At 42.6% G+C, this 24,753-nt stretch carries 22 protein-coding genes; 16 read left to right on the top strand and 6 right to left on the bottom strand.

Annotated features, from left to right (window positions below; all coding sequences use genetic code 11):
* The first annotated feature begins 111 nt into the window (after nucleotides 1-111).
* The 6 genes from lpxD (at nucleotide 112) to CLV32_RS21570 (ending at nucleotide 5,311) form a co-directional block, all read left to right on the top strand.
* Complete coding sequence (gene lpxD / locus CLV32_RS21595; protein WP_133559055.1) at nucleotides 112-1,197, top strand: UDP-3-O-(3-hydroxymyristoyl)glucosamine N-acyltransferase; 1,086 nt, start codon at nucleotides 112-114, stop codon at nucleotides 1,195-1,197.
* The gene (locus tag CLV32_RS21590) at nucleotides 1,187-2,599 is read left to right on the top strand and encodes a bifunctional UDP-3-O-[3-hydroxymyristoyl] N-acetylglucosamine deacetylase/3-hydroxyacyl-ACP dehydratase (RefSeq protein ID WP_133559054.1); all 1,413 of its coding nucleotides are present in this window, start codon (nucleotides 1,187-1,189) and stop codon (nucleotides 2,597-2,599) included. Before lpxD ends, CLV32_RS21590 begins: the two co-directional genes overlap by 11 nt.
* A complete protein-coding gene (gene lpxA / locus CLV32_RS21585) occupies nucleotides 2,596-3,381 on the top strand; it encodes an acyl-ACP--UDP-N-acetylglucosamine O-acyltransferase (RefSeq protein ID WP_133559053.1) in 786 nt (261 codons plus the stop codon). Before CLV32_RS21590 ends, lpxA begins: the two co-directional genes overlap by 4 nt.
* 11 nt (nucleotides 3,382-3,392) lie before the next feature.
* Nucleotides 3,393-4,010 (top strand): ABC transporter ATP-binding protein, encoded by a 618-nt coding sequence (locus CLV32_RS21580; RefSeq protein WP_133559052.1) that lies wholly within the window; start codon nucleotides 3,393-3,395, stop codon nucleotides 4,008-4,010.
* An 88-nt stretch (nucleotides 4,011-4,098) separates the two neighbouring features.
* Nucleotides 4,099-4,659, top strand: a complete 561-nt coding sequence (gene efp / locus CLV32_RS21575; protein WP_133559051.1) for an elongation factor P — start codon at nucleotides 4,099-4,101, stop codon at nucleotides 4,657-4,659.
* 85 nt (nucleotides 4,660-4,744) lie between these two features.
* Nucleotides 4,745-5,311, top strand: coding sequence for a 5-formyltetrahydrofolate cyclo-ligase (locus tag CLV32_RS21570; RefSeq protein WP_133559050.1), 567 nt, complete (start codon nucleotides 4,745-4,747; stop codon nucleotides 5,309-5,311).
* On the opposite strand, the gene CLV32_RS21565 is transcribed toward CLV32_RS21570, so the two are convergent.
* From CLV32_RS21565 to CLV32_RS21550, 4 genes are read right to left on the bottom strand one after another with little or no spacing between them, the layout of a single operon-like run.
* Nucleotides 5,301-6,278, bottom strand: coding sequence for a formimidoylglutamase (locus tag CLV32_RS21565; RefSeq protein ID WP_133559049.1), 978 nt, complete (start codon nucleotides 6,276-6,278; stop codon nucleotides 5,301-5,303). The genes CLV32_RS21570 and CLV32_RS21565 overlap by 11 nt on opposite strands.
* A complete protein-coding gene (gene hutI, locus CLV32_RS21560; RefSeq protein WP_133559048.1) occupies nucleotides 6,278-7,522 on the bottom strand; it encodes an imidazolonepropionase in 1,245 nt (414 codons plus the stop codon). Before hutI ends, CLV32_RS21565 begins: the two co-directional genes overlap by 1 nt.
* On the bottom strand, nucleotides 7,522-8,295 hold the full coding sequence (locus tag CLV32_RS21555; protein WP_133559047.1) for an exodeoxyribonuclease III: 774 nt from the start codon (nucleotides 8,293-8,295) through the stop codon (nucleotides 7,522-7,524). The genes hutI and CLV32_RS21555 overlap by 1 nt, the downstream gene beginning before the upstream one ends.
* Nucleotides 8,296-8,298: 3 nt before the next feature.
* Complete coding sequence (locus CLV32_RS21550) at nucleotides 8,299-9,015, bottom strand: peptidylprolyl isomerase (RefSeq protein ID WP_133559046.1); 717 nt, start codon at nucleotides 9,013-9,015, stop codon at nucleotides 8,299-8,301.
* 113 nt (nucleotides 9,016-9,128) lie between these two features.
* On the opposite strand from CLV32_RS21550, the gene CLV32_RS21545 reads away from it, so the two are divergent.
* The 10 genes from CLV32_RS21545 (at nucleotide 9,129) to CLV32_RS21500 (ending at nucleotide 20,183) form a co-directional block, all read left to right on the top strand.
* Nucleotides 9,129-9,527, top strand: a complete 399-nt coding sequence (locus CLV32_RS21545) for an HYC_CC_PP family protein (protein ID WP_449415931.1) — start codon at nucleotides 9,129-9,131, stop codon at nucleotides 9,525-9,527.
* 69 nt (nucleotides 9,528-9,596) lie between these two features.
* A complete protein-coding gene (locus CLV32_RS21540; protein ID WP_133559044.1) occupies nucleotides 9,597-10,133 on the top strand; it encodes a heavy-metal-associated domain-containing protein in 537 nt (178 codons plus the stop codon).
* A complete protein-coding gene (locus tag CLV32_RS21535; protein ID WP_133559043.1) occupies nucleotides 10,133-10,939 on the top strand; it encodes a hypothetical protein in 807 nt (268 codons plus the stop codon). The genes CLV32_RS21540 and CLV32_RS21535 overlap by 1 nt, the downstream gene beginning before the upstream one ends.
* Nucleotides 10,940-11,011: 72 nt before the next feature.
* Nucleotides 11,012-11,839, top strand: coding sequence for a 4,5-DOPA-extradiol-dioxygenase (ygiD, locus tag CLV32_RS21530; RefSeq protein ID WP_133559042.1), 828 nt, complete (start codon nucleotides 11,012-11,014; stop codon nucleotides 11,837-11,839).
* Between the two features lie 23 nt (nucleotides 11,840-11,862).
* Nucleotides 11,863-12,993, top strand: a complete 1,131-nt coding sequence (locus CLV32_RS21525) for an S-layer homology domain-containing protein (RefSeq protein ID WP_133559041.1) — start codon at nucleotides 11,863-11,865, stop codon at nucleotides 12,991-12,993.
* A 101-nt stretch (nucleotides 12,994-13,094) separates the two neighbouring features.
* The gene (locus tag CLV32_RS21520; protein ID WP_133559040.1) at nucleotides 13,095-14,735 is read left to right on the top strand and encodes a M14 family metallopeptidase; all 1,641 of its coding nucleotides are present in this window, start codon (nucleotides 13,095-13,097) and stop codon (nucleotides 14,733-14,735) included.
* Nucleotides 14,736-14,745: 10 nt separating this feature from the next.
* Nucleotides 14,746-16,473 (top strand): M14 family metallopeptidase, encoded by a 1,728-nt coding sequence (locus CLV32_RS21515; RefSeq protein ID WP_133559039.1) that lies wholly within the window; start codon nucleotides 14,746-14,748, stop codon nucleotides 16,471-16,473.
* A complete protein-coding gene (locus CLV32_RS21510) occupies nucleotides 16,474-18,843 on the top strand; it encodes a S9 family peptidase (RefSeq protein WP_133559038.1) in 2,370 nt (789 codons plus the stop codon).
* Between the two features lie 135 nt (nucleotides 18,844-18,978).
* The gene (locus tag CLV32_RS21505; RefSeq protein ID WP_208111072.1) at nucleotides 18,979-19,524 is read left to right on the top strand and encodes a peroxiredoxin; all 546 of its coding nucleotides are present in this window, start codon (nucleotides 18,979-18,981) and stop codon (nucleotides 19,522-19,524) included.
* 74 nt (nucleotides 19,525-19,598) lie between these two features.
* Nucleotides 19,599-20,183, top strand: a complete 585-nt coding sequence (locus tag CLV32_RS21500; RefSeq protein ID WP_133559037.1) for a carboxymuconolactone decarboxylase family protein — start codon at nucleotides 19,599-19,601, stop codon at nucleotides 20,181-20,183.
* Between the two features lie 54 nt (nucleotides 20,184-20,237).
* Here the strand turns inward: CLV32_RS21500 and CLV32_RS21495 are convergent, their stop codons facing one another.
* Together CLV32_RS21495 and CLV32_RS21490 are read right to left on the bottom strand one after the other, a co-directional pair.
* Nucleotides 20,238-22,826 (bottom strand): phosphoenolpyruvate carboxylase, encoded by a 2,589-nt coding sequence (locus CLV32_RS21495; protein ID WP_133559036.1) that lies wholly within the window; start codon nucleotides 22,824-22,826, stop codon nucleotides 20,238-20,240.
* Between the two features lie 375 nt (nucleotides 22,827-23,201).
* On the bottom strand, nucleotides 23,202-24,749 hold the full coding sequence (locus CLV32_RS21490) for a DHA2 family efflux MFS transporter permease subunit (protein WP_133559035.1): 1,548 nt from the start codon (nucleotides 24,747-24,749) through the stop codon (nucleotides 23,202-23,204).
* Nucleotides 24,750-24,753: the final 4 nt, after the last annotated feature.

Below are 24,753 nucleotides of genomic sequence, written 5' to 3'. Positions count from 1 at the left end.
ATTTGGTTTTTAATAGCGTTTTTAGCGTTTGAAACGTTTGAAGGCCAGAGAAAGGAACAGATCCTAAAAAGGCGAATTTGTTCATATCGATTTAACATATAACTTTGTAAAATGCAATTCACTGCGAAGCAGATCAGCGAAATCTTAAGTGGTACTATTGAGGGTGACGAAAACATCCAGGTAGGCGAGCTTTCTAAAATAGAGAATGGTAAGGCTGGTGCTTTATGTTTTTTGTCAAACCCGAAGTACGAAAACTACTTGTATACCACAGAAGCATCGGTTGTAATTGTTGGTGCTGACTTTGTGCCTAGCCAACCTTTTAAAGCTACTTTAATAAAAGTAAAAGACCCTTATAGCGCTTTTTCTGTATTGCTGGAGAAGTACAATGAAGTTCTAAATCAGGCAACAGAGCAGACCGGCATTGAGGAGCCTAGTTTTGTTCATCCATCAGCTAAAATTGGCAAAAATGTATACATTGGAGCCTTCTCCTATATTTCTGAGCATGCTGTTATTGGTGATAACACAAGGATTTCAGCACAGGTATACGTGGGCTACGGTGTAGAAATTGGTACCGATTCTGCATTGCACCCCGGAGTCAAGATTTACAATAGATCTGTTGTTGGGAACCGCGTTATTATCCATTCCAATACCGTTATTGGCAGCGATGGATTTGGCTTTGCACCGCAACCCGACGGCACATATTCGAAAATTCCACAGATTGGAAATGTTGTTATCGAAGATGACGTCGAAATCGGCTCCAATACGGCGATAGACCGTGCTACAATGGGATCTACTTATATCCGTAAGGGCGTAAAACTTGACAACCTGATTCAGATTGCCCATAATGTTGACGTTGGCGAACACAGTGTTGTAGCAGCGCAGTCGGGTATTTCCGGAAGCTCTAAACTGGGTGGAAATTCTGTTATTGGCGGACAAGTTGGTATAGCGGGACATTTATCACTGGCGAAGGGCACACAGATCGGTGCACAGGCGGGAATTAACTTCAGCATCGCAGAAGAAAACAAACAATGGCATGGAAGTCCGGCACAGCCTTTGCGCGACTGGATGCGCGCTTCTGTGATCTTTAAACAATTGCCAAACGTAGAGAAGCGTATTGCGGCCCTGGAGGCAACGATTGTAAAGCTTAATGCAATTATAGAACAAAGTATTACATTACCTAATAACAATGAACGTTAAACAAAAAACGATAAAAGGCGAGATTTCTGTACAGGGAGTTGGTTTACATACGGGGGCAAACGTTACACTAACGTTTTGTCCGGCACCAGAAAACCATGGCTTTAAGTTTCAGCGTACTGACCTGCCTGATCAGCCGATTATTGACGCAGATTGCGACAACGTGACTGACACGGCACGAGGTACAACAATTTCGCAGAACGGCGCAAGCGTAAGTACAGTAGAACACGTGATGGCTTCGTTGGTAGGAATGGACCTTGATAATGTGCTGATTAAGCTCGATGGTCCTGAGACACCAATAATGGATGGCAGTGCAATTCTGTTTCTTGAGGCGCTGGAATCTGTTGGATTTGTACTACAAAGCGTGGACCGCGAATATTTCCAAATCCCACACAATATCACCTATACCGAGCCAGATAGAAAGGTTGAAATCGTTGCGATGCCGCTTGATGATTACAGGTTCACCTGTATGATTGATTATAATTCTCCGGTACTAGGCAGTCAGCATGCCGGGATATCGAGTATTGCTGAATTTAAAAAAGAGATAGCATCATGTCGTACGTTTTGTTTTCTGCACGAGCTTGAATATCAGCTACAGAACAACCTGATTAAAGGTGGAGATTTGAATAATGCCATTGTTATTGTAGATAAGGAAGTTACCCGTGAAGAGTTGGATCATCTGGCTAAAATCTTTAAAAGATCAGCTATAGATGTTGCCCCTCAGGGAATTTTAAACAATATGGAGCTGCGGTATCAAAATGAGCCTGCCCGTCATAAATTATTGGATATGATCGGCGACCTTGCTTTGGTAGGCGTACACCTGAAAGGGCATATTATGGCTGCCCGTCCGGGTCACGCTGCTAATGTGGCTTTTGCTAAAAAGATAAAGGCAGCCATTAAGAAAGAGAAGAATAAGAAAATCCAGCATGTGTACGATCCTGCTGTGAAACCGCTCTACGATGTGATGCAAATCATGGATATTCTGCCACACAGACAGCCATTCCTGTTCATCGACAAGATCCTGGAACTTTCTAAAACGCATGTTGTTGGTGTGAAAAATGTCACCATGAACGAAGAATTTTTCAAAGGACATTTTCCAGGAGCGCCGGTTATGCCTGGTGTTATCCAGATTGAGGCGATGGCACAAACAGGAGGTATATTGGTTTTGAGTACTGTTCCCGATCCCAGAAATTACCTTACCTACTTTTTAAAAATCGACAATGTCAGGTTCAGAGCTCAAGTTCTACCTGGTGATACCATAGTTTTCAGATGTGATTTGATGGAGCCTATCAGACGTGGCATCGCCCAAATGAAGGGTGTTGGCATGGTTGGTGAGAAGGTTGTTGTTGAGGCAGAGATGATGGCACAAATTACAAAAGTTAAAGAAAGCGACCGCGTATCATGATACAACCCCTAGCGTATATACATCCACAAGCTAAGATTGCTGATAATGTTGTGATTGAGCCGTTCGCGGTGATACACAAAGATGTTGAAATTGGTGAAGGCACCTGGATCGGTTCCAACGTCGTGATTATGGACGGTGCCCGAATTGGTAAGAACTGCAGGGTATTTCCAGGCTCAGTGATCTCGGGAATACCGCAGGACCTGAAGTTTGCCGGCGAGGTAACTACGGCTGAGATCGGTGATAACACGACGATCCGCGAATGCGTTACCATTAACAGAGGCACGAAAGACAAGTGGAAAACCGTTATCGGCAGCAATTGCCTGATTCAGGCTTATTCTCATATTGCGCACGATTGCGAAGTTGGTGATTATTGTATCTTTTCAAACAGCACAACTCTGGCGGGACATATTACCATTGGAAATTATGTTGTTCTGGCGGGCTTGGTAGCAATCCATCAATTTGTTAAGGTTGGGTCTCACGCTTTCATCACCGGAGGTTCATTGGTGAGAAAAGACGTTCCTCCGTATGTAAAGGCGGCTAGAGAGCCTCTATCGTATGCCGGAATTAACTCGGTAGGTTTAAGAAGAAGGGGATTTCCTTCGGAAAAAATCAATGAAATTCAGGAGATTTACAGAGTTCTTTTTGTAAAACATAATAATGTAACCAAAGCACTAGACATGATTGAGGCTGAATTTGCACCAACGGAAATCCGTGATGAAATTGTTGATTTCATTAGAAATTCAAATCGTGGTGTAATGAAAGGTTACGGCTCTGGTAGCTAAACTCGTGTAGTATGCTGATCGAGCTTAAAAATGCAGGGCGCAGGTTTAACCAGGAATGGATCTTCAGGCACGTAAACTATACGTTTGCATCCGGTGGCAGGTATGCTGTGCTTGGACCAAATGGTTCTGGTAAATCAACCCTATTGAGTTTGGTCCTGGGCAATCTTTCAACTTCCGAGGGTGGGGTTACTTACACAGAGGCGCATGAAATTCCCGTTGACGAGATTTATAAATACGTTAGTTTTGCCGCACCGTATCTTGATCTTATCGAAGAATTTACGCTTCAGGAAACGATAGATTTTCACTTCAGATTTAAAAACATACACCCTTCGGTTCCGGAAAGTGGGATCTTGGAGTTGCTCGGGCTAACAAAAGCTCAGGATAAGGCGTTGAAATATTTCTCATCGGGCATGAAGCAAAGAACCAAACTGGCATTAGCCTGTTGCTCGGATACACCGATGCTGGTGCTTGACGAGCCAACATCAAATCTCGATGTACAGGGGATAGATTGGTACCAGCAACTGATCTCAGATTTCACGACAAACAGGCTCGTAATTGTGGGTTCTAACCAAGAGGTAGAGTATGGTTTTTGCGACCAGTTCGTGTCCATAACGGATTATAAAAAATAAATTATATTTACTATTGTAGAATTCAAAAATAGTCTTTACCTTTGCGGCACGAAATCGGGTCGAAAGTTTAGACACAATTTCAAGTAAAATGGCAAAAGCATCTGAAGTAAAAAGTGGTAATATCCTTCGTTTTAACGGAGAATTGGTACAGGTTGAGGAGTTTCTTCACCGTACTCCAGGAAACCTAAGAGCATTTTATCAGGCAAGGATGAGAAACATCAAGTCCAACAAGCTGGTAGAATACAGGTTTCGTACTGATGAAGAAGTAACGATCTGTCGTGTAGAAACGAACGATTATCAATACCTATATGAAGACGGAGATTTCCTTGTTGTTATGGATAATACGTCTTTTGAACAATTTAACATTCCTAAAGCTTTATTTGGGGATAGCGTTAAATTCTTAAAAGAAGGTATGAATGTTATTGTTGCTTTTGAAAGTGAAGAGCCTATCATGGCGCAGACACCTGCACACGTGGAGCTTGAGATAACTTATACAGAGCCAGCTGTAAAAGGCGATACTTCAACGAACGCATTAAAATATGCGACTGTTGAAACAGGAGTAGAGATTAAAGTTCCTTTGTTTGTTAACCACGGCGATAAAGTTAAGGTTGACACGCGCACAGGAGATTATATAGAAAGAGTAAAATAAGAATTTTCATAGTTTAGTTTTAGGTTTAGGTTGATTGTGGCTTCGGAGTGGTTCCCGAAGCCATCTTTTTTTAACTTTGTTTCTGATGAACAAATCTGAACTTAGAAAACAGGCGATGACAGAGCGGCGATTGATCGATCCTAGTGCGATTAAACGATTAAACGAGCAATTGTTACAGCGCTTTTCTAAACTTGATTTTAGTGCAATCAGCGTATTGCATATTTTCCTTCCTATTGCTGAGAAGGCTGAGCCTGACACGTTCCAATGTATAAATTGGCTCAAAAATCATCATCCACATATCAAAATACTGGTTCCGAAAGCCGATTTTAGGACGGCTTTGATGACGCATCATGAATGGCGAGGTATGGACTATCTGGAGAAGAGTACCTTCAATATTCTGGAGCCGCGTTCTGAAGAAGTTTACAAGGGGTTGATTGATCTTGTAGTTGTTCCGTTACTTGCTTTTGATAAGTGTGGATATCGGGTAGGGTATGGGAAAGGATTTTACGATCGATTTCTTGAGGGCTCGGATGCGCTAAAGGTGGGGCTTTCTTTTTTTGAGGCTGTCGACGAAATTTCGGATGTTGACGCCCTTGATGTCAGACTGGATCTTTGTATTACTCCTGATAAAATCTATTATTTTAATACTTAGACCGCTGTGATTTAATGAAATCTGTGATCAGGTAGCTGATTGTTTTACCTGTCTGTAAGTCTTGTCGGCCGTCTATCAGCGTCGCAGCAGCTTCGCAGATATGAAGATAATTGCATTTTTTATCCAGGGAAAGCAAAATGGCTCTGAGTGTGTTTAAGTGGATTCCACTTGGCGTGGCTGCACTTGATAACACGCCCATAATTGTGTCCATGTCTATCTCTAACCCTAGAGGATGTTCCATGTCCTCGACAAATACTTTAAAAGAAGCACCAATATCTGGTGTGAGCAAAAGATCTTCGAAATATTTCACGCTTATGTTGCTGTTCTGCATGATGGTGTTGAGCATAAAGCTATTCAGGTAATTCTGCTGTAGTCCAAATACCCCGTATTTAGCTAAATAACCGGCGCTAAGCGCATAACTTAAGCCATTCCCACTATGTCTGCCGTCCAATGTTCTTAAGTCTGCATGAGCGTCGATATTAACTACATTGATTTTTTGGTCTAAAGCAATTGACGTTCCTTTGATGATGGGATAGGCATTGTTATGACCACCACCTATGACGACGGGTATTTTTCCAGCGGTAACAATCCGTCTGATCAGTGGATAGATTTGTTCATCAATCCAGGCAACTTTTTCCATTTGCAGTACTCTGGAGGAATCTGTTGGCAGATAGAATTCAAAATGGCCGAGTAGAAGGAGGTCTTCTCCTGAAAAAAAGCTATTGCTTTGTGTATTTAATAATGCATTTAAAGTCGCGTTCCAGGCTGTTGAGCTACCTCTTATGCCGTAATTTGCAGAAATGCCAATATCTTCCGGGATCCCAAGCAACACAAATTTAGCAGGTGATGATTCCAGTTCCTGCCCTGCGTTAAGATAGGCGATCTGCTGTCCGAGTCGGATTTCCCCATCACGAACGTTCACGAAAGCGGCGATGTCTTCTTTTTGATAACGTTTAAAACCTTCCATTAGTAGAATTCACCATTAAGAACGATATGTTCAATTTGAGATTGGCCAAAGCTATAGGGTAAAAATGCGATACTGCTTAAAGTGCGTGTAATAAAAAAATTAGCTCTTTTTCCCTTAGTTATACTGCCTAATTCATGACCTAGCTCCATTGCCGCAGCGCCATTTATTGTGGCGGCGTTGATTGATTCTTCAGGGAGCATCCGCAGGTTGATACAGGCGAGCGAAACTACCAGGTTCATGTTTCCCGAAGGCGTAGACCCTGGATTATAATCTGACGCAATGGCAACTGGAATATTTGCGTCGATTAATCCACGGGCGTTGGCATAGGGTATACGTAGAAATAAAGAGCATGAAGGCAGTAAGGTCGCAATTGTATAATGGTTGGTCATGCTGCCTATAACAAGCGCATCTGTGGCTTCTAAATGATCCACCGATATCGCTTTGTGTTTGAGGGCAATTTCTACGCCACCGGAAACCGATAACTGATTGGCGTGAATTTTTGGCTTTAGTCCGTAGTGCGCTGCGGCGGCGAGCAGTTGATCTGTTTCTTCGACTGAGAAAAATCCTTTTTCACAGAAAACGTCAAAATAATCTGCCAGACCTTCTTGATAGACTGCTGGCAGGAGCTCTTCAACAATCATGCTGATGTAGGCCTGATGGCTTTCCTTGTATGCCAGGGGATAGGTGTGTGCCGCCAATAAGGTCGCTTTGATCGGGATTGGTGAGTTTTCTTTGAGTCTTTTGATGACGCGCAGCATTTTAAGTTCGCTCTCCAAAGTGAGTCCGTAGCCGCTTTTGATTTCCAGGGCGCCGGTACCTTGTCCGATCATGTCATTTAACCTGGCAAACGCGGCATCATAAAGCTCTGATTCATCTGCCGTTTGCATTTTTTCTGCAGAATTAAGGATTCCGCCCCCATTTGCTGCGATCTCTTCATAGCTTTTTCCCTTAATTTTCATCACAAACTCCTCCTCACGCGAAGCGGCAAAAACAATGTGTGAATGTGAGTCGCACCAGGAAGGGAAAATGGCTCCACCATTGACAGAAAAAATGTTTGTATCAGGTGGCAGTTGAGTGGGGATGTTGTTCATATTGCCGAAATCCAGAATAAACCCATTTGCACATAGCAGCCAGGCATCATTAAGGACAGGCAAATTGGCCATCATACTACCCTGTAACACAGCTGTCCCTTCAGGATGTATGCCAGCCAATATTCCAATGTCGCGGATCAGCAGAGGTTTCATCAGGCGGGATTAAGCTCGAGCAATACCGGGCAGTGATCAGAATGGATAGCATCAGGTAGGATAATGACGCGCTTAAGTCGCTCTAGCATAGGGACTGTTGCCAGATGATAGTCGATACGCCAGCCCAGGTTCTTTGCTCTTGAGTTGGCCCTGAAACTCCACCAGGTATAGTTGTGCGGGTCTTTATTGAAATGGCGGAATGTGTCAATAAATCCACGATTCAGAAATAACTCCATCCATTCCCGCTCTTCAGGTAAAAATCCCGACGAATTGGCGTTTGATTTCGGATTATGGATGTCCATTGACGTGTGGCAAATGTTGTAATCGCCGGAGATAATGAGATTTGGATGTTCTTTTCTAAGGTCATCGATATAGCCGTCGAAAAATTTCATGAATGCGTATTTTTTTACCTGACGCTCATCGCCACTGGAGCCCGATGGAAGATATACACTCATTAAAGAAAAGGTGTCAAAATCGGCCCGTAAAATACGGCCTTCCATATCGATCCATTCTTCACCACAACCGTATTCGACATGATTGGGTTTAATTTTAGTCAAAATCGCGACTCCGCTGTATCCCTTTTTCTCTGCTGGAAACCAGTAGTGATGATAACCCAGTTGTTCAATTAGCGCAATAATTTCAGGGATTTGTACCGGAAGTGCTTTGACTTCCTGCATGCAGACCATATCTGCATCAGTGGATTGTAGCCAGCAGAAGAAGTTTTTTGTAGAGGCAGAACGGATGCCATTTACATTGTAGGAGATAATTTTCATAATTTATAAGCTCTTGAGATGGAAGGAGCCATCTGTGATTTCGAGTTCTTTCTCTAGTTTTTTTGATGCCCGGCGTTTTAGAATCGTAACGGTCATTTTTACATCGTCTAAAGGTCTGTCGGACGTATCTTTTTTAACTGAAGCGATCTGATCTATCGTTGGAATGCCCTTGACTACCATACCATAAACAGTATAATTCTTGTCGAGATGCGGGGCACCGCCAATTGTTTTATAGATTTCGCGTTCCCATTCCGGGAGCCGGAACTTCAACCTGTTTTTTTCTACAACGCTGAGTGTTGAATCTGAGTATAACTTTCCTTGAACAATATAGAACTGACATCCACTGCTTGCCTTTTCAGGGTTGTTATCCCGGGCTGCCGCTAAGGCACCCTTTTGGTGGAAAATGCTATCCCGAAATTCTGCTGGAATGGTATAACCCACATCGCCATCGCCCAATGCGGCCCCTTTCATCGCGTTTTTAGATTGGGGGTCTCCACCCTGAATCATGAATTTTTCAATTACCCGGTGAAATAGTGTTCCGTCATAAAAGTGAGCTTTAGCAAGTTTCAGAAAGTTATCGCGATGGAGCGGTGTTTCATTGTAGAGCATGATGGTGAGTTCGCCAAAATCTGTCTTGACCCGTACAAACTTATGTTTAGGCTTTGCAGCGAAACTATAAAGTGAACAACAAACCAAAAGGAGAGACAGGAGTCTTTTCATTGTATTAAGTTTTTGCTAAGATAAATTAATTCCCTTGTCGGCAAAAAAACGTTTGCGGACTAATGTTCTTTACTGCTGTTTTATTGCAGAATAATATATAATTTTGCGGCGTAATGCATAGCCGAAAAAAAATAGCACTGAGTTTATGTGTCCTTTACCTTTTTAGTGTAATGGGCATTGCGCTAAGTCTGCATTTTTGCGGCAATAAGCTGGATGCAATTGGATTTACACAAACTGCTGGATGTAAGATGTGTAAATCAGCAGAAAAGAAGACAACTGAAAACAAATGCTGTAAGAATACTGCGGTAGACGTTAAAGTAACGGATAGTCACCAATCTAGTGTCAAAACGGTTGTTCCAAAGAGCCTTAGTCTTTCACTTTTATTTTCTCCGATGGTGAGCAGGTTGTTGAATCTCTTGATGCCAAGATTGTTTGACTATGTTGCACTGCATGTTCCACCGCCGTCGGGAAAAGTATCCGCGTACGTACTTCATTGCGTTTTCAGGAATTAGGAATAATACACTCATGCTATTGCTTAAGGCAATATTTTTTGATTGAATTTTAATTTTATTCCAGTTTTTATGAAAACATATATTTTTCTTTTAACAGCATTCGGCCTGTTTATGGGCTTTCCGGGCAAGGCCCAACAAATTTCGAACGCCGAAATTCAGGTAACCGGTCTTACCTGTTCCATGTGTTCCAAAGCAACAGAAACGGCATTAAAAAGTCTTGACTTTATCAACAGCATCAGCACAGACCTGAATCAGAATTTATTTACAATTAATTTCAAGAAAGATAAAAATGTAAATATCGACCTGATCAGGAAAAAAGTTGAAGATGCCGGTTTTTCTATAGGAAAACTTAGCGCTACATTTAATTTCAATGCGGTTGCGGTGGATCGGGATGGTCGCGCGACAGTAGATGGAAATGTATATCAGTTAACGAATTCCGACAGAAAAATTTTATCAGGCCCAATTAAGGCTACCGTAATTGATAAGAATTTTGTGCCTGGAAGTACATTTAAAAAGAACGTGAACACGCTGAAAGTGGATTCGTATGCCAGCGGGACAGCAGTGATAAATGGGCGCAAGACACGCGTATATCACCTCAGTATTTAATGATGAGAAAATATATGTGCATGTTGCTTCTGGTTATGATGACCAAAAGCATCTATGCGCAGGAGTTGTATGTATTTACAGAGCCTGCAAGCAATATGCCTGCGCGATCCATAGGTGTCCGACTTACGCATGAAGGAACAACGGGAAGCCAATGGAGCAGTAGAACAATTCCAGAAGTAATGATTGGAGTTAATAGAAAGCTGATGTTTCACGCACAAGGTTTCTTTTCTGATATGGATGGGCGTTACAGAGTTGAAGGCGCTAGTTTATATGGGAAGTACAGGTTTTATTCGGTCGATGGTACGCGTAAACACAGTCGAGCCGCCGCATTTCTACGTATCAGTCAGAGTAGACGGACATTTCCTTCTTCTGATATAAATTTGGAAGGAGATAATAGTGGAACACAGGGCGGATTAATCTTCACGCAGCTGCTGCATAAACTGGCCCTTTCTGCCAATATAAGTTATACAAGAGCCTTCGGCCAAAATCGGTATAATGGACAGATGAATAGCGCGGATGATATGATCGGATATAGTTTGTCGTCTGGTTACCTTGTTCTGCCTGTCGTTTATAAAAACTACAGCCAGCCTAACTTTAATGTTTATTTTGAAGTACTTGGAAAAACGGATCCATCCGATGGGAAGGCGTATTTGGACTTTGCACCAGCTATACAAACAGTCATTAACAGCCGTACGCGGGTAGACCTCGGTTACCGCTTTCAAATCGCTGGAAATATGTGCGATAGGTATTTGAAGAATATGTATTTGGCCAGGGTGGAGTTTAACTTTTTTAATGTGTTGAAATAGCTTATTTCTTACCTTATGTCAAGCTTTTGAAAGGGAGGTTATCGCTAAATTTGATGATTAAATTAAGTTACGATGTCTTTAAGATCACAATTTCAGCAAATACCGTTAAATCCTGTAACAGGGACAGTTATGCCAGCACTTTTTATCGGGCATGGTTCCCCAATGAATGGTATTGAAGATAATGAATTTAGTCGGCAATGGGCGGCCATAGCACGAGATATTCCCCTTCCTTCTGCAGTTCTTGTTGTGTCTGCCCATTGGTTTACAAAAGGGACTTTTATTACGGCTATGGATTTTCCTGAAACTATACATGATTTCGGGGGCTTTCCGCAGGAGTTATTTGATGTTGTTTATCCAGCTCCGGGGAGTCCGGCCCTTGCTGCCGAAACAGTAAGAATTGTTCAGGATACGATTATTACACCCGATCATCACGACTGGGGCCTTGATCATGGTGCATGGACGGTTGTAAGGCACATGTATCCTGATGCCAACATCCCCGTGCTGCAACTCAGCATTGATTATACCAAAGACGGCAGGGCGCATTACGAACTGGCTAGGGAATTATACCAGTTGCGTAAGCAGGGCGTGCTTATCTTGGGCAGTGGAAATATGGTGCATAACTTACGTATGATCAGTTGGGAAATGATAAATGGAGGTGGTTATGACTGGGCTTTACAGATGAATGATACATTTAAGCGCTTAATTCTTGATGGTGATTATCAACCATTGATGCGTTACCAAAATCTTGGTAAAGAGGCTATGCTCGCTATACCCACACCAGAGCATTACCTTCCCCTGATGTACACGTTGGGGCTGAAACAAGATCATGAGCAAGTTTCTATTTTTAATGACAAAGCAATTGGAGGCTCACTTACCATGACATCGGTAAAAATTGGCTAAATTTGTGTTTTAGGGGTACACAAATGATAAAAAAGAGTCTGCTTTTGCTGATCTGTATCTTTGGCTTTTTAGGCCTGAAAGCACAGAAAATAAAAACCGATGTACTGGTTACCGGAAGGGAAAACTGGGCTGCAGCATTACAGTCTGCCTCCTCGGCAGTAAAAACCATATTTTTATATAGCCCAGGGAATTTTCCTGTCGGCCAGCTCGATGTCAATCTCCCTTCGGGAATCGCTGCTGAACTGTTAAAAAAAACGAAAGGCACTGCGACTACAGCACAGACAGATTATATTATTGAAAAGTGGCTCGACTCTACAAAAAACCTCAGCCTGATTCAGGTCCAGGAACCCTTTATGCTATTATCTTCCGGAAGTGGCTGGAAAGTTAGATTGGCAGATGGAAGAGATCTCAGGGCGAAAGTCGCTGTTAGCAGTACTCCATCTCTAAATCAGCCTTTGCCAATTGATTATACCGCAATGGAATATCGGACAAGTTTGGGCTCTGGAATTTACTATTCCGGCAAAAAAACAACAGCGACATTTTTTACGCTGCGAGATTTTCTCAGTCCTGAAAAGGAAAATGCGGTATATGTCCCCTTTACAGAAATACAAGCCGCTCAGGCCGCTGGAGCTATTGCGGCATATGCTGCATTTTTTAAAACTAAAACCAGTCTGTCGAATGTTAAAAGGATTCAGGGTGAGTTGCTAGGTTTCAAAATGGCATTGGTGCCATTGACAGATGTCAGTCCGAGTGATAGCACCTGGCGGGCAGTCCAAAACTTAACACTAATGGGTGTACTAAAGCCAGTGGTTCAGGATGGAAATCTATTTTTTAAGCCCCGCCAGCCAGTCCAGATAGAAGAGGTGAAACAACCCCTAAAGGATCTTTTTTATAAAGCCCAAATCTGGTTTGACGATAATGGGGCCGGTACCATGACTCTGGCTAAAACTATTGCATTGGTGTGTTATGTGGGTAACAAATCTGAAGATGCCGTCCGTATGGTCCTGGAAAAAAGATGGGACATTGATTTTAAACTTGAAGGCCCACTAGATTACACAAAACCGATATCGAGAACAGCTTTTAGTATCCTGGTGAATGCCTATCTGAAACCGGCTGATGTTGGAACAGATAAGTCTGGTAGGATAACACGCTGATATACTGATGCACAGACACACTGTAACATTTGTAAAACCTTGTTTTACTTTAGATTATGCCTTTGTTTTTTTTATAAATTGCAGGCATAACCTAAATTAACATGAAGAAACTTTACCTCCTAAATCTCTTTATGCTTTGTCTGGCCGGTACCGGCTTTGCCCAGTCGCAAACAGACTATAGCACAAATGCACAATTAACCGGGCGGGTGGATGCCCTGGCAAAGAAATTTCCACAATACCTAAAAGCAAAAGTACTTACTAAAACTGTGACAGGCAAAGATGTCTGGATGCTTACGCTGGGCACCGGGGACACCCAGATGAAGCCAGCTATCGCTGTTGTTGGTGGTGTGGATGGCAAGCATCTGTTAGGTGTTGAAATGGCTCTCGGTTTTGCTGAGAAGTTGATGGCGCTACCTGCCGACAGTTTGAAAAAGATTCTGACTGCGCAGACTTACTATGTCTTTCCAAACATGAGCCCTGATGCCACGGAGCAATATTTTGGTAAAATTAAGTATGAGCGCAGCGGGAACGGTACACCCACAGACGATGACAGGGATGGAAAAGTTAATGAAGATGGGTATGACGATCTTGATGGAAACGGAAAAATCACCTCGATGCGCGTACTTGATCCTACAGGCACATATAAGTTGAATCCTGATGACAACCGATCCCTGGTGCTTGCCGATGCAGCAAAAGGAGAAACGGGAAAATACAAACTCCTTCGTGAAGGAATCGACAACGACAAAGACGGGGCATTTAATGAAGATGGCGACGGCGGGATCAGCTTTAACAGAAATTCCAGTTATAACTTTAAAAATTTCGTTGCCGGGGCCGGGGAGTATGCGGTATCTGAAAAAGAAAACAGAGCGCTTTTTGACTTTCTTTTTGACGCGTCCAATGTTTACGCACTTGTCAGTTTTGGTCCGGCTAATAACTTATCTACGCCAGTTGTTTTTAATCCAATGGGTATAAGCAAAAGAATCATTACCGGATGGTATGATCAGGATGTTAAGGCGAATGCGCTGGTTTCTGAGAAATACAATAAAATTACAGGTACCAAAGATGCTCCAAAAGTTACTCCGGAAAGTGGAGACTTCTCGCAATGGGGATATTTTCACTATGGTCGCTTAAGTTTTAGTACACCGGGATGGTGGGTTCCTAAGGCTCGCCCAGACACAACCAAGAAAGAAAAAGCATTTAGCGTTGAGGATGCCGTCCCTGCTTATTTGCGTTGGGCAGCAACACAGGGAATAACCAACACCTTTACCGAGTGGAAGGCTGTAAATCATCCGGATTTCCCAGGCCAAACTGTTGAAGTAGGAGGACTTGATCCCTATGTACTGATTAATCCACCTTATAAGTTGGTGGATCCAATTGTGAGCAAGCATACCAACTTCATTCTGGCATTATCAGCTATGGCGCCATCCATCGATCTGGTTGGTGTAAAAACGGACAAGTTAGGAGAAGGCTTGACGCGTATAACGATGAAAGTGATGAACGCTGGTATCCTGCCTACCCTGACTAAGGTTGGAGAAAAGAGCTATTTTCTGAAAAAGATTTCTGTAAGAATGACGCTTGCCAGCGGCCAGTCAGTAGTTAGCGGCAGGCAGTATCAGACACTCGATGCGATCCCGGGAAGGGATTTCACCGAGCTGACCTGGTTAATTAAAGGAAGCGGCAAAGTTGCAGTTTATGCAGGCAGCCCTTCTTCAGGAAATAAGACAGTTGACCTCACCCTCTAAGCAAACAGACATGAAGATTAAATATATTCTATTTACAGCCCTCGTGTTGTGTGGGCAACTGGTTAACGCACAAAAACCAGAAAACGTTATTGCTGCCGTAGGCAGTCCATTTAACCCCAAAGTACCAATAAGCTGGAACCGCTATTACGATTATGCAGGTTTGACAGATATGGTTAAAAAAATTGCCCAGGCACACCCGGATCTTGTTAAGCTTGAGTCTATGGGCAAGTCGTACCTGGGTAAGGATCTTTGGGTAATGACAATAACCAATTCAAAAGTTGGGAAGGCTGATAAAAAACCGGCTATGTATATCGATGGTAACATCCACTCCAATGAGATCCAAGGTAGCGAGTTTGCGATGTACACCGCGTGGTATCTAACGGAAATGTTTGCGCAGGGTAACAAAAGTATCCAGTCTCTGCTATCGGAGAAGACCTTTTACATTGCGCCGACCATTAATCCTGATGCTAGGGATAGCTTCATTCATTCACCAAACACTGCTCATTCACCAAGAACAGGATTAATTCCTATTGATAATGACCGCGATGGAAAGGTGAATGAAGATGGATTTGATGACTTAGATGGAGATGGACATATCGTAATGATGCGTAGAAAAAGTGCAACAGGTAAATTTAAAGCAGATCCTACAGATCCAAGACGCATGATTTTGGTTGGTCCTGAAGAAAAGGGCGAATATGAATTGCTTGGATCTGAAGGTATTGATAACGATGGTGATGGATTTGTTAATGAAGACGGTGAAGGGGCATATGATCCTAACAGAGACTGGGGATGGAACTGGCAACCAAACTATATTCAAGGCGGCGCTTACAAATATCCTTTTTCAATTCCTGAGAACAGAGCAGTTTCTGATTTCGTGATGAAGCATCCAAACATTGCTGCGGCACAATCTTACCACAACAATGGTGGTCAGATCCTGAGGGGGCCAGGTGCGATGGAAGATATTGATACCTACAATGCACAAGATGTTCGGGTATACGATGCGTTAGGAAAAAAGGGAGAAGAAATGCTTCCTGGTTATCGTTATCTGGTAGTATACAAAGATCTTTATTCTGTATTTGGGGGAGAACTTGATTGGTTCTATGGGGGGCGTGGAATCTACACATTCTCCAATGAGCTTTGGACAGATTATTCCATGTACAATAAGCCAAACGAGGATGGACAATCCCAAACCTACAAGTTTGACCGTGATTTATTGATGAAGGATGCATTTGTCGATTGGCATCCATTTAAACACCCTCAGTACGGTGATATTGAGATTGGCGGTTTCAAGAAAACCTACACCCGTTTGCATCCCGGCTTCCTGCTGGAAAGTGATGCACACCGCAATATGTCATTCAGCGTTTACCATGCATACAATACGCCAAATCTTGCCGTCGGAGAAATTGAGGTTAAAGATCTGGGTTCGGGCTTAAATCAGGTAACTGCGATTGTATCTAACGACCGCATGATTCCAACGCACTCTAGTCAGGATTTAAAGAACAACATTGAGATCCCAGATGTGATCAGCTTGTCGGGAGGAAAAGTAATCGCCGGTATGATTGTAGAAAACAGGGATCTGAACATCACTAGAGAACAAGCTAACGACGCTGCACATATTAAGGTCGCGAACATCCCGGGGAATGGCTTTGTTACCGTACGCTGGGTGGTCCAGGGTGGTGCAAAATACACTGTGCAAGTATCGAGTAAAAAAGGAGGCGAAGCCTCAAAAACAAATTAAATGAAAAGAATATTAGGTTTATTTTTATTAACTGCTTCGGCAGTACAAGCGCAGCAGCTGGCTCCGCTAACGGTGGAGAAAATCATGCGCGACCAGAAATGGATTGGCGTTGCGCCTTCGGCTTACAGGTGGTCGGACGATAGTAAGACGGTGTTTTTTAACTGGAATCCCGAAAATAAAAAGGAACAGCCCCTGTATGCGTTGCAAGTTGGTACAATGAAATATGAGAAGTCTGCTGACTCTCTGTTAAAAAAAGCTATCGGCTCTATCTATCGTTTTACTGCAGATAAAACTATGGGTGTGGCGGAGAAGGACGGCGACGTATATCTGCTCAATGTTAAGACAAAGAAGGTACAAAGGCTGATGCGTACTGTAGAAAGGGAAAGCAATCCTGGTTTCTTGTTTAACGGGGATGTGTATTTTCAGAAGGGCGACAATATATTTAGCCTTGACCTGAAAACCAATGAATTAGTGCAGTTAAGTAACTTTGTTAGAGGTAAGCGTCCGGTAGTGGTAGAGCGTAAGCCTGTTTCTGAACAAGACAGCTGGCTTAAAACAGAGCAAAGCCAGTTGTTCGATATCATCAAAAACCCCGTCCGCCAAACAGGTGGCGGTGGTCGTTTCGGCCGGTTTGCAAGGAGCGGCACTGCAGAATCAATGAAGGCAATTTATTTAGACGATAAAGTGTTAACGGGTCTTGGTGTGAGTCCGGATGGGCGTTACATCACTTATCAGCTGGTAACCCCAGCGGCGTTAGCGACACGTACGGTAGTTCCCAATTATGTAACGGCATCAGGTTATACCGAGGATATTCCTGGTCGGACCAAAGTAGGTGAGGCTATGGCTTCTTATGAAAACTTTGTATATGATAATAAAAAGGACAGTTCGTATAAAGTACATGTTGCGCAGATCCCCGGTATTAAGGATCTGCCAGACTATTTGAAAGACTACCCAAAACAGTTGGCTGAACGAACCAAGAAGAATGAAGACCGCAAAATAAGGCTTTCTGACGCAATTTGGAATGCAAACGGCACAACAGCTGTGGTGGTAGGAGAATCGTTGGATAACAAGGACCTTTGGATCCTGAAAATGGATGCAGCAACTGGTAACTTAACGATCATAGACCGTCAACGGGATGAGGCCTGGATTGGCGGACCAGGCATTGGCTCCAGAAATGTAGGTTGGATAGATAACAACAGACTATATTATCAGAGTGAAGCCAGTGGTTATTCCCATCTATATATTGCCAATATGGCAAGCGGACAAAAAAAGCAACTCACATCTGGAAAATGGGAAGTTCAAACGCTTCAACTTTCGAAAGATAAAAAAACCTTTTATTTCACGGCCAATAAAGAACATCCTGGCATTACCCACTTCTACAAGCTTAGTGTAGATGGTGGTGAGCCGGTACAGATCACGTCCACGAAAGGCGGAAATGAGATCACGCTTTCCCCTGATGAGAAATGGCTGGCGATCAATTATTCCTATATGGATAAGCCATGGGAACTGTATGTGCAGCCAAATCAGCCAGGCGCGAAGGCGGTTCAAATCACAAATTCAACTTCTGCAGAATTTAAATCGTATGCATGGCGTCAGCCGGAAATGGTTTCTTTCAAAAATCGATATGGAGCAGATGTTTACGCGCGAATATATCCTGCTAAAACGCCTGATGCTAACCACCCGGCTGTGGTGTTTGTGCATGGAGCAGGCTACCTCCAGAATGTGCACTATTGGTGGAGCCAATATTCCAGAGAATATATGTTTAACAACTTTTTGGCCGACAATGGCTATACGGTAATTGATATAGATTACACCGGAAGTTCTGGCTATGGTAGAGATCACCGCACAGGTATTTATAGGTTTATGGGTGGTAAAGACCTCACAGACCAGGTAGATGGCGTTAAATTACTCGTTGAGAAATACGGTGTTAATCCAAAACACGTTGGTTTATACGGGGGGTCTTATGGCGGTTTCATTACACTGATGGGCCTGTTTAAAGAACCAGAAGTTTTTGCTAGTGGAGCAGGGTTGAGGTCTGTTACTGACTGGGCGCATTACAACCATGGGTACACAGCGAATATACTTAACGAGCCTTTCAATGATGAGATTGCATACCAACGCAGTTCGCCTATCAATTTTGCTAGTGGTTTAAAGGGAAATTTACTGATGGCACACGGTATGGTAGATGTAAATGTACATTTTCAGGATATTGTGAGGTTATCGCAACGACTGATTGAGCTTGGTAAAAATAACTGGGAACTTGCTGTGTATCCTGTAGAAGACCATGGGTTTACTGAACCGAGTAGCTGGACCGATGAATACAAGCGAATATTCAAATTATTCGAAACAACGTTGAAGAATAAACAATAGTTATAATCTAATTTGTTTATGGGTGGTATAGATTCAGTCTATATGCCCATAAACAATTGATATCATCATTTTCATGCGCAGGGTTGTAATTGAGGCGGTATAGGCGTACCTTTGCGGCAGAAAAAAATAAAAAACATGATAAACTTAGGTCAACAATTCCCTTCATTTTCGAAAACAGCTGTAGTAAGTATTGAGAAAGGCAAAGAGTTTGAAACAATCAACTCTGATTCTATGATCAATGATAATAACGAGTGGACCTGTATGTTCTGGTGGCCAAAAGATTTCACTTTTGTGTGCCCAACTGAGATTGCTGAATTTAATGCAAATTACAGCGAGTTCCGCGACCGTGATACTAAATTGATTGGTGCATCTACAGATTCAGAAAACGTTCACCTTGCATGGAGACATAACCACGATGATCTTCGTGGGTTGAAATTTCCTATGCTTGCTGATACTTCTAAATCTTTAGCTGAAGCTTTGGATATTTTAGAGCCAACTGAAAAAATTGCTTACCGTGCAACAATCATCGTAGATCCACAAGGTATTGTACGTTGGGTAAGTGCAAATGATCTAAGCGTTGGTAGAAACGTAAAAGAAGTTTTGCGTGTACTTGATGCTTTGCAAACTGACGAACTTTGCCCTTGCAACTGGGAAAAAGGTCAGGAGACTTTAACAGTTTAATCTATTCTGTAAACCCATTGTCCCTGTGAAATGCATTTTTGCAGGGATTTTTTTTATCCTAAATTTTTAAAATCATGAGTGAAATCACAGAAGGAATACAAGAATTATTAGCGATTGTAGGTCTGGATGCCGACTATAGAAATGAAAGCCTTTATTTATTGGAAAAAGGTAATTCAAGATACGTACGCGACCTTAAACTTAATTTTAGCAGTACATTTACTTCGAATCATATGACGGAGAAAGAGTGTGCATTACTCGCTTTGAGCATCGCTGTAAATAACAATAATAAGGTACTAACTGAGTTTTTCGAAAAGCTTGCCCTTTCAAAGGATGCTACTGAAGCGGAAATTGGGGAATCCGTTGGTTGTGCTTCTTTATTGGCATTAAATAATGTGTTTTACCGTTTCCGTCATTTTACCGGAAAAGAAAAATATACACAGATTCCAGCACGTGTAAGGATGCAATTAATGAGTAATCCTGTAACTGGAAAAGAATTTTTTGAATTAATGAGTCTGGCTGTTTCTGCCGTTAATGGATGTGAAATGTGCGTTAATGCACATGAAAAATCTATTCTTGGGCTTGGTGCCACAGAAGAGCGTGTATTTGACGCCGTAAGAATAGCTTCAATAGTTACTTCAGCGGGCAAAGTTCTGTACTAATCCTGTTTAAAAAACGGGCTTACTGATAGATTCGGTAAGCCCGTTTTTTTGCCTTTAAGCGAGATTTCGCCCTGCATTTACGATACCATATACAGTCCGGATTGCCAGCTTTTCATAGGCATTCTGCTGATCATCATCTAGCTGATGCTGCAATTGCCCTAGCGCATAATGTTGGATCAACACCAATGGAAGTACTATTTTTTCCCTCACGGCGATAGATCGCTTCTCTACGGGGTAATTTTCCATCAGGGAATCATGCCCCGCCAATTTCAATAGCATAGTCTTAGAGAGCTCAAATTCGTTGTGTAGCATAGTCCAGAAATCTCCGTAGGTTTCGTCGGCAGCGAAGTGCGCCGTGATTGCAAAATCTGTCTTGCTCATCGACATCATACAGTTTTCGATGATAGTTTTGAAATATCCTGATTCCTGATAGGTTTTATGAATATTGGACCAGTTTCCCTGGTCTTCCTGATTTTTTAAGGCAGTTCCGATACCATAAAAGCCCGGGATGTTTTGTTTGAGCTGGCTCCAGGCCGTTACAAAGCTGATTGCCCTGAGGTCTTCGAGCTTAAGTTGTTCGCCTGAGCTCCTTTTAACCGGTCTGCTGCTGATGGTAATTTTAGACAACAAAGTAAGTGGTGAAAATTTCTCGAGGTAGCTTAAAAACAGCGGATGTTTTCTGAGTGCGACAAAAGCGTCGTAGCTGTCGGCGGCCATATTATCTAGAACATCTTTATGCAGGGGATCAAGCAGGATATTATGCTTTTCTCTGATCCCTGCAGATATCCCGGCATTGATCAACTGCTCCATATTAAAGCCAGCGCTGTCTATAGACCCATATTGCGAACTGATGGTCTGTCCCTGAATAGTGAGTTGAATGTTGGTATTAGCAATTTCCTTACCCATAGAAGCATAGAAGCGGTGTGTTTTCCCTCCGCCACGTGATGGGGGGCCACCGCGACCGTCGAAAAACGCAAGCTTGATGTTATGTTTTTCAGCCACCGTAGTTAACGCCACCTTAGCGTTAAAAATTGACCAATTTGCCATCAGATAACCACCATCTTTAGTGCTATCTGAGAACCCTAACATGATATCTTGTTTAAAGCCCCGGCTTTCCAGGTGCTTTATATAAAAGGGATGAGTATACAGTGTTTCCATGATTTCCCCGGCACCAGCCAGATCATGGACTGTTTCAAACAAAGGCACGAAGTCGATGGTCAATTTTTCCTCGTCCCAGCCATTCCATAGGAAAAGCTCTATAAGTTGAAGAATGTCAAGTGCTTGCTGACAGTTAGAAATAATAAATCGATGGCAGGCCAGTTCGCCATTGCTTTCCTGAATCTGTTTAATTTCGGCAATGGTCTGTAAGGTATCATCAATAAGTCCGTCAGCCTCTTCTGTATAGGTGACTTTTGCGCTTTTGAACGAAAGCAAGCTGATTTTCTCAGTTTCTTCCAGGTCGTCGTAATTTTCGGGGAATATAGATACGATGGGTTTGCTTCTTCTGCAATAAGCATGGACATCACGAAGAACGCGACTATCCTGCCTGATGTCCAATGAAGCAAAGTGACTACCAAAAAGGTTGACTTTCCTGATCAGGTCGTCCACAACACCTGAAAACAGGCCGTCATGATTTTCAATCAGGGTGTTCTTGATATCATTGAGTTTTTCGAGCAGAAAAACGCTGATGTTTTCTGGAACGATGCTGGTGTCGAATGCATTATTATATAAGATGTCGTGCACCTCGGCTATGGTATCTTCAACACCCCTGAAGGTTATCCTTCTTTTCAGGTTTCTAAAATCCCGGTAATAGCAACGGAAAAGGATCTGTCTCAGCATTTTTGCTACCTGTATGGTGGCATCGGCATGGACATTTGGATTTCCATCGCGATCTCCACCCGGCCAGAAGCCCAGCTCGATAATCTTTCGGGAAGCTATGTTAAATTCGTCGAGACTATGGTCTACGTCTGCCTGGATATTTGCTGCGGCGAAATAGAATACGTTTTCGAGATACCAGGCAAGACTTAAGGCCTCATCAACAGGAGTTGGGGACTTCTTATTAAAAAATGGTGTTTTCCCCAATTGCTGAAGCAACTGGTTGATGGTCGAAACGTCATTTATTTTCAGCGCAGAGGTTAAGTCGGTAATGATTGAAAGTACGCTTCCGGGATAGAATTGTGTTGGATGGGCTGTAAGAACCAGACGGAGAGAAAACTCGTCTATCAGCTTCTCTATTTTATTTTTAAGGATCTTGTTGTCTATACCTTTTGACAAATAGGAGTGGAGTGAACTTTGATCATCAGGACTATTCAATTTATTGAAAGATGCATCTTCTACAGCATCAAACAACACAACCTGACGCTCAATATATTGGATAAAACGAAAAAGGAGATCTATGATTTCCTTGGGGTCATTATCCTGCGTATATTTTTCGAAAAATGAATTGATGATATCGAGGGGCTTTCCGCGCTCCTTTACTCCATCTTCGCAATGCTTGATAAAAAGGGGGAGCAGCGTGCCTGTGTCTTTGATCTTATAAAAGGGCAGCGTAAGAAATAAACTGTTGTAGAGTTCGAATCGGGAGACGACTTCATTATTGAAGGTCAACTCTTTTTGTCCGGTGGCTCGCGGTTTCTGGGTCATAATAAATGGTTATTTTCCGGCCTCAAGCTAGGAAAAATCATTTAGAATAGGGATATATGCATCCAAAAAATTTTGGCCTTCACGGGAAAATCGTTATCTTGCTTTCGTAAGTTTAAAGAATATTTAAACATCTGTTAAGACAGGTTCATTACTGATTTTAATTAATTGTTGATTTTTTTTGGAAAGAAAAGGTTGCCTTTATGGAGGGGCAACCTTTTTTGATTTGCGCTATCTTGTACGCTATAGTGAAAGCTGTGATGCAATATTCCCAGTTAAATAATCGATGACTTTCGTTTCTAAAGATGGTTCAGACATGAAAAAAAATGGTCTGAACATTATCTATGTCCAGACCATTTTTATTTATTAAAACCGAGTTTAATGTACATCAGCAGGAATGTCAACATTCTTTTTGAATTTCTGAAGGTATAATAATGGGATTGAACATAACATGATCAGTCCAGCTACCCAATAAGCATCATTGTACGTTAACAGCAATGTTTGTTTGAGTACGGTTCCTTCGATGGCTTTCGTAGCCATTAATTTGGCATCCAGATAAGTATAACCTTTACCCATAAAATTATGGATAAATGCATTGAAGCGCTCTGTAAAGGCCGGATTGTACTCATTCACGTTGGTGAGTAAATTGCTTCTGTGAAAGCCCTGGCGAACATGTATCAGCGTTGTTAAAGCGGCAATACCAAATGAGCCTCCCAGTTGTCTCATCATGTTATTCAAACCAGAACCCTGACCAATTTCAGGACCTTTAAGGTCTTGGATCGCTAAAGTGGTTAATGGAACAAACAGGAGTGCCATACCGACACCTCTGATCACCAAAGGCAAAAAGAAGTCGCTGGTACCCGAAGCAAGCGTCGACTTGCTCAGCATACTACAGAATACAAAGAACAGGAACATCCCAATAGTTGCCATAAATTGTGCAGGTATGCCTTTCTTAAGCATGATCCCAATAAAAGGCATCATTACGATAGTACATAATCCACCCGGGAAAAGGAGTTCTCCAGTTTGCAGTGCCGAAAATCCAAGCAGGTTTTGACAGAAGATCGGAAAAACAAACACTGATCCATAAAGCCCGAAGCCGAGTACGAAAGAGGTAAACATTCCGACTGCAAAACTGCGATGTCTCATGATTTTAAAGTTCACAATTGGATGATCTGTGCTCATCTCTCTCCATATAAAGAGGAAGATTCCCAGGATAGATGATACTGAAAGTACAGTGATATAGGCTGTCGAAAACCAGTCTTCACTTTCTCCTTTTTCCAAAACTGTCTGCAAACTACCAATTGCAACAGCCAGGAGGCCGATTCCCCACCAATCTACGGGCTTACCCTGCCCATCTTTCGGCGTCGTTCGGACAAAAGTTATCGTGAGATAGGCTGCAAGGATCCCGACGGGAATATTTACGTAGAAAATCCATGGCCATGAACTGATATCAAGGATATATCCACCAATGGTTGGCCCTACAGTTGGGCCTACTACGGCTCCAAGACCAAACAGGGCAGTAGCGATACCAACATCTTCTCTTGGCCAAGTTTCGATCAATATAGCCTGTGCAGTGGAGATCAGACCACCTCCTGCGATACCCTGCAAAACCCGGAAGAGTACAAGCTCTTCAAGACTTGTTGCGTTACCACATAAAAAAGAAGCAATGGTAAACACTATGATGGAAGTAAGAAAATAATTTTTACGCCCGAAGCGGCTACCTAACCAGCCCGACATGGGTAGTACGATAACATTTGCTACGGCGTAACCGGTAGATAACCAGGCAACATCCTCAAGGGTTGCGCCCAGGTTACCCTGGATCTGTGGTAGCGCTACGTTTACGATAGTGGTATCTATAAGCTCCAATAAGGATGCTGTGATTACCGTAAATGTAATGATCCACTTTTTTAAACCTTGCTCGGCCATTTTG

The organism is Pedobacter duraquae (assembly GCF_004362245.1).
Classification (GTDB): Bacteria; Bacteroidota; Bacteroidia; order Sphingobacteriales; family Sphingobacteriaceae; genus Pedobacter; species Pedobacter duraquae.
This window is presented reverse-complemented; position numbering and strand designations above follow the sequence as displayed.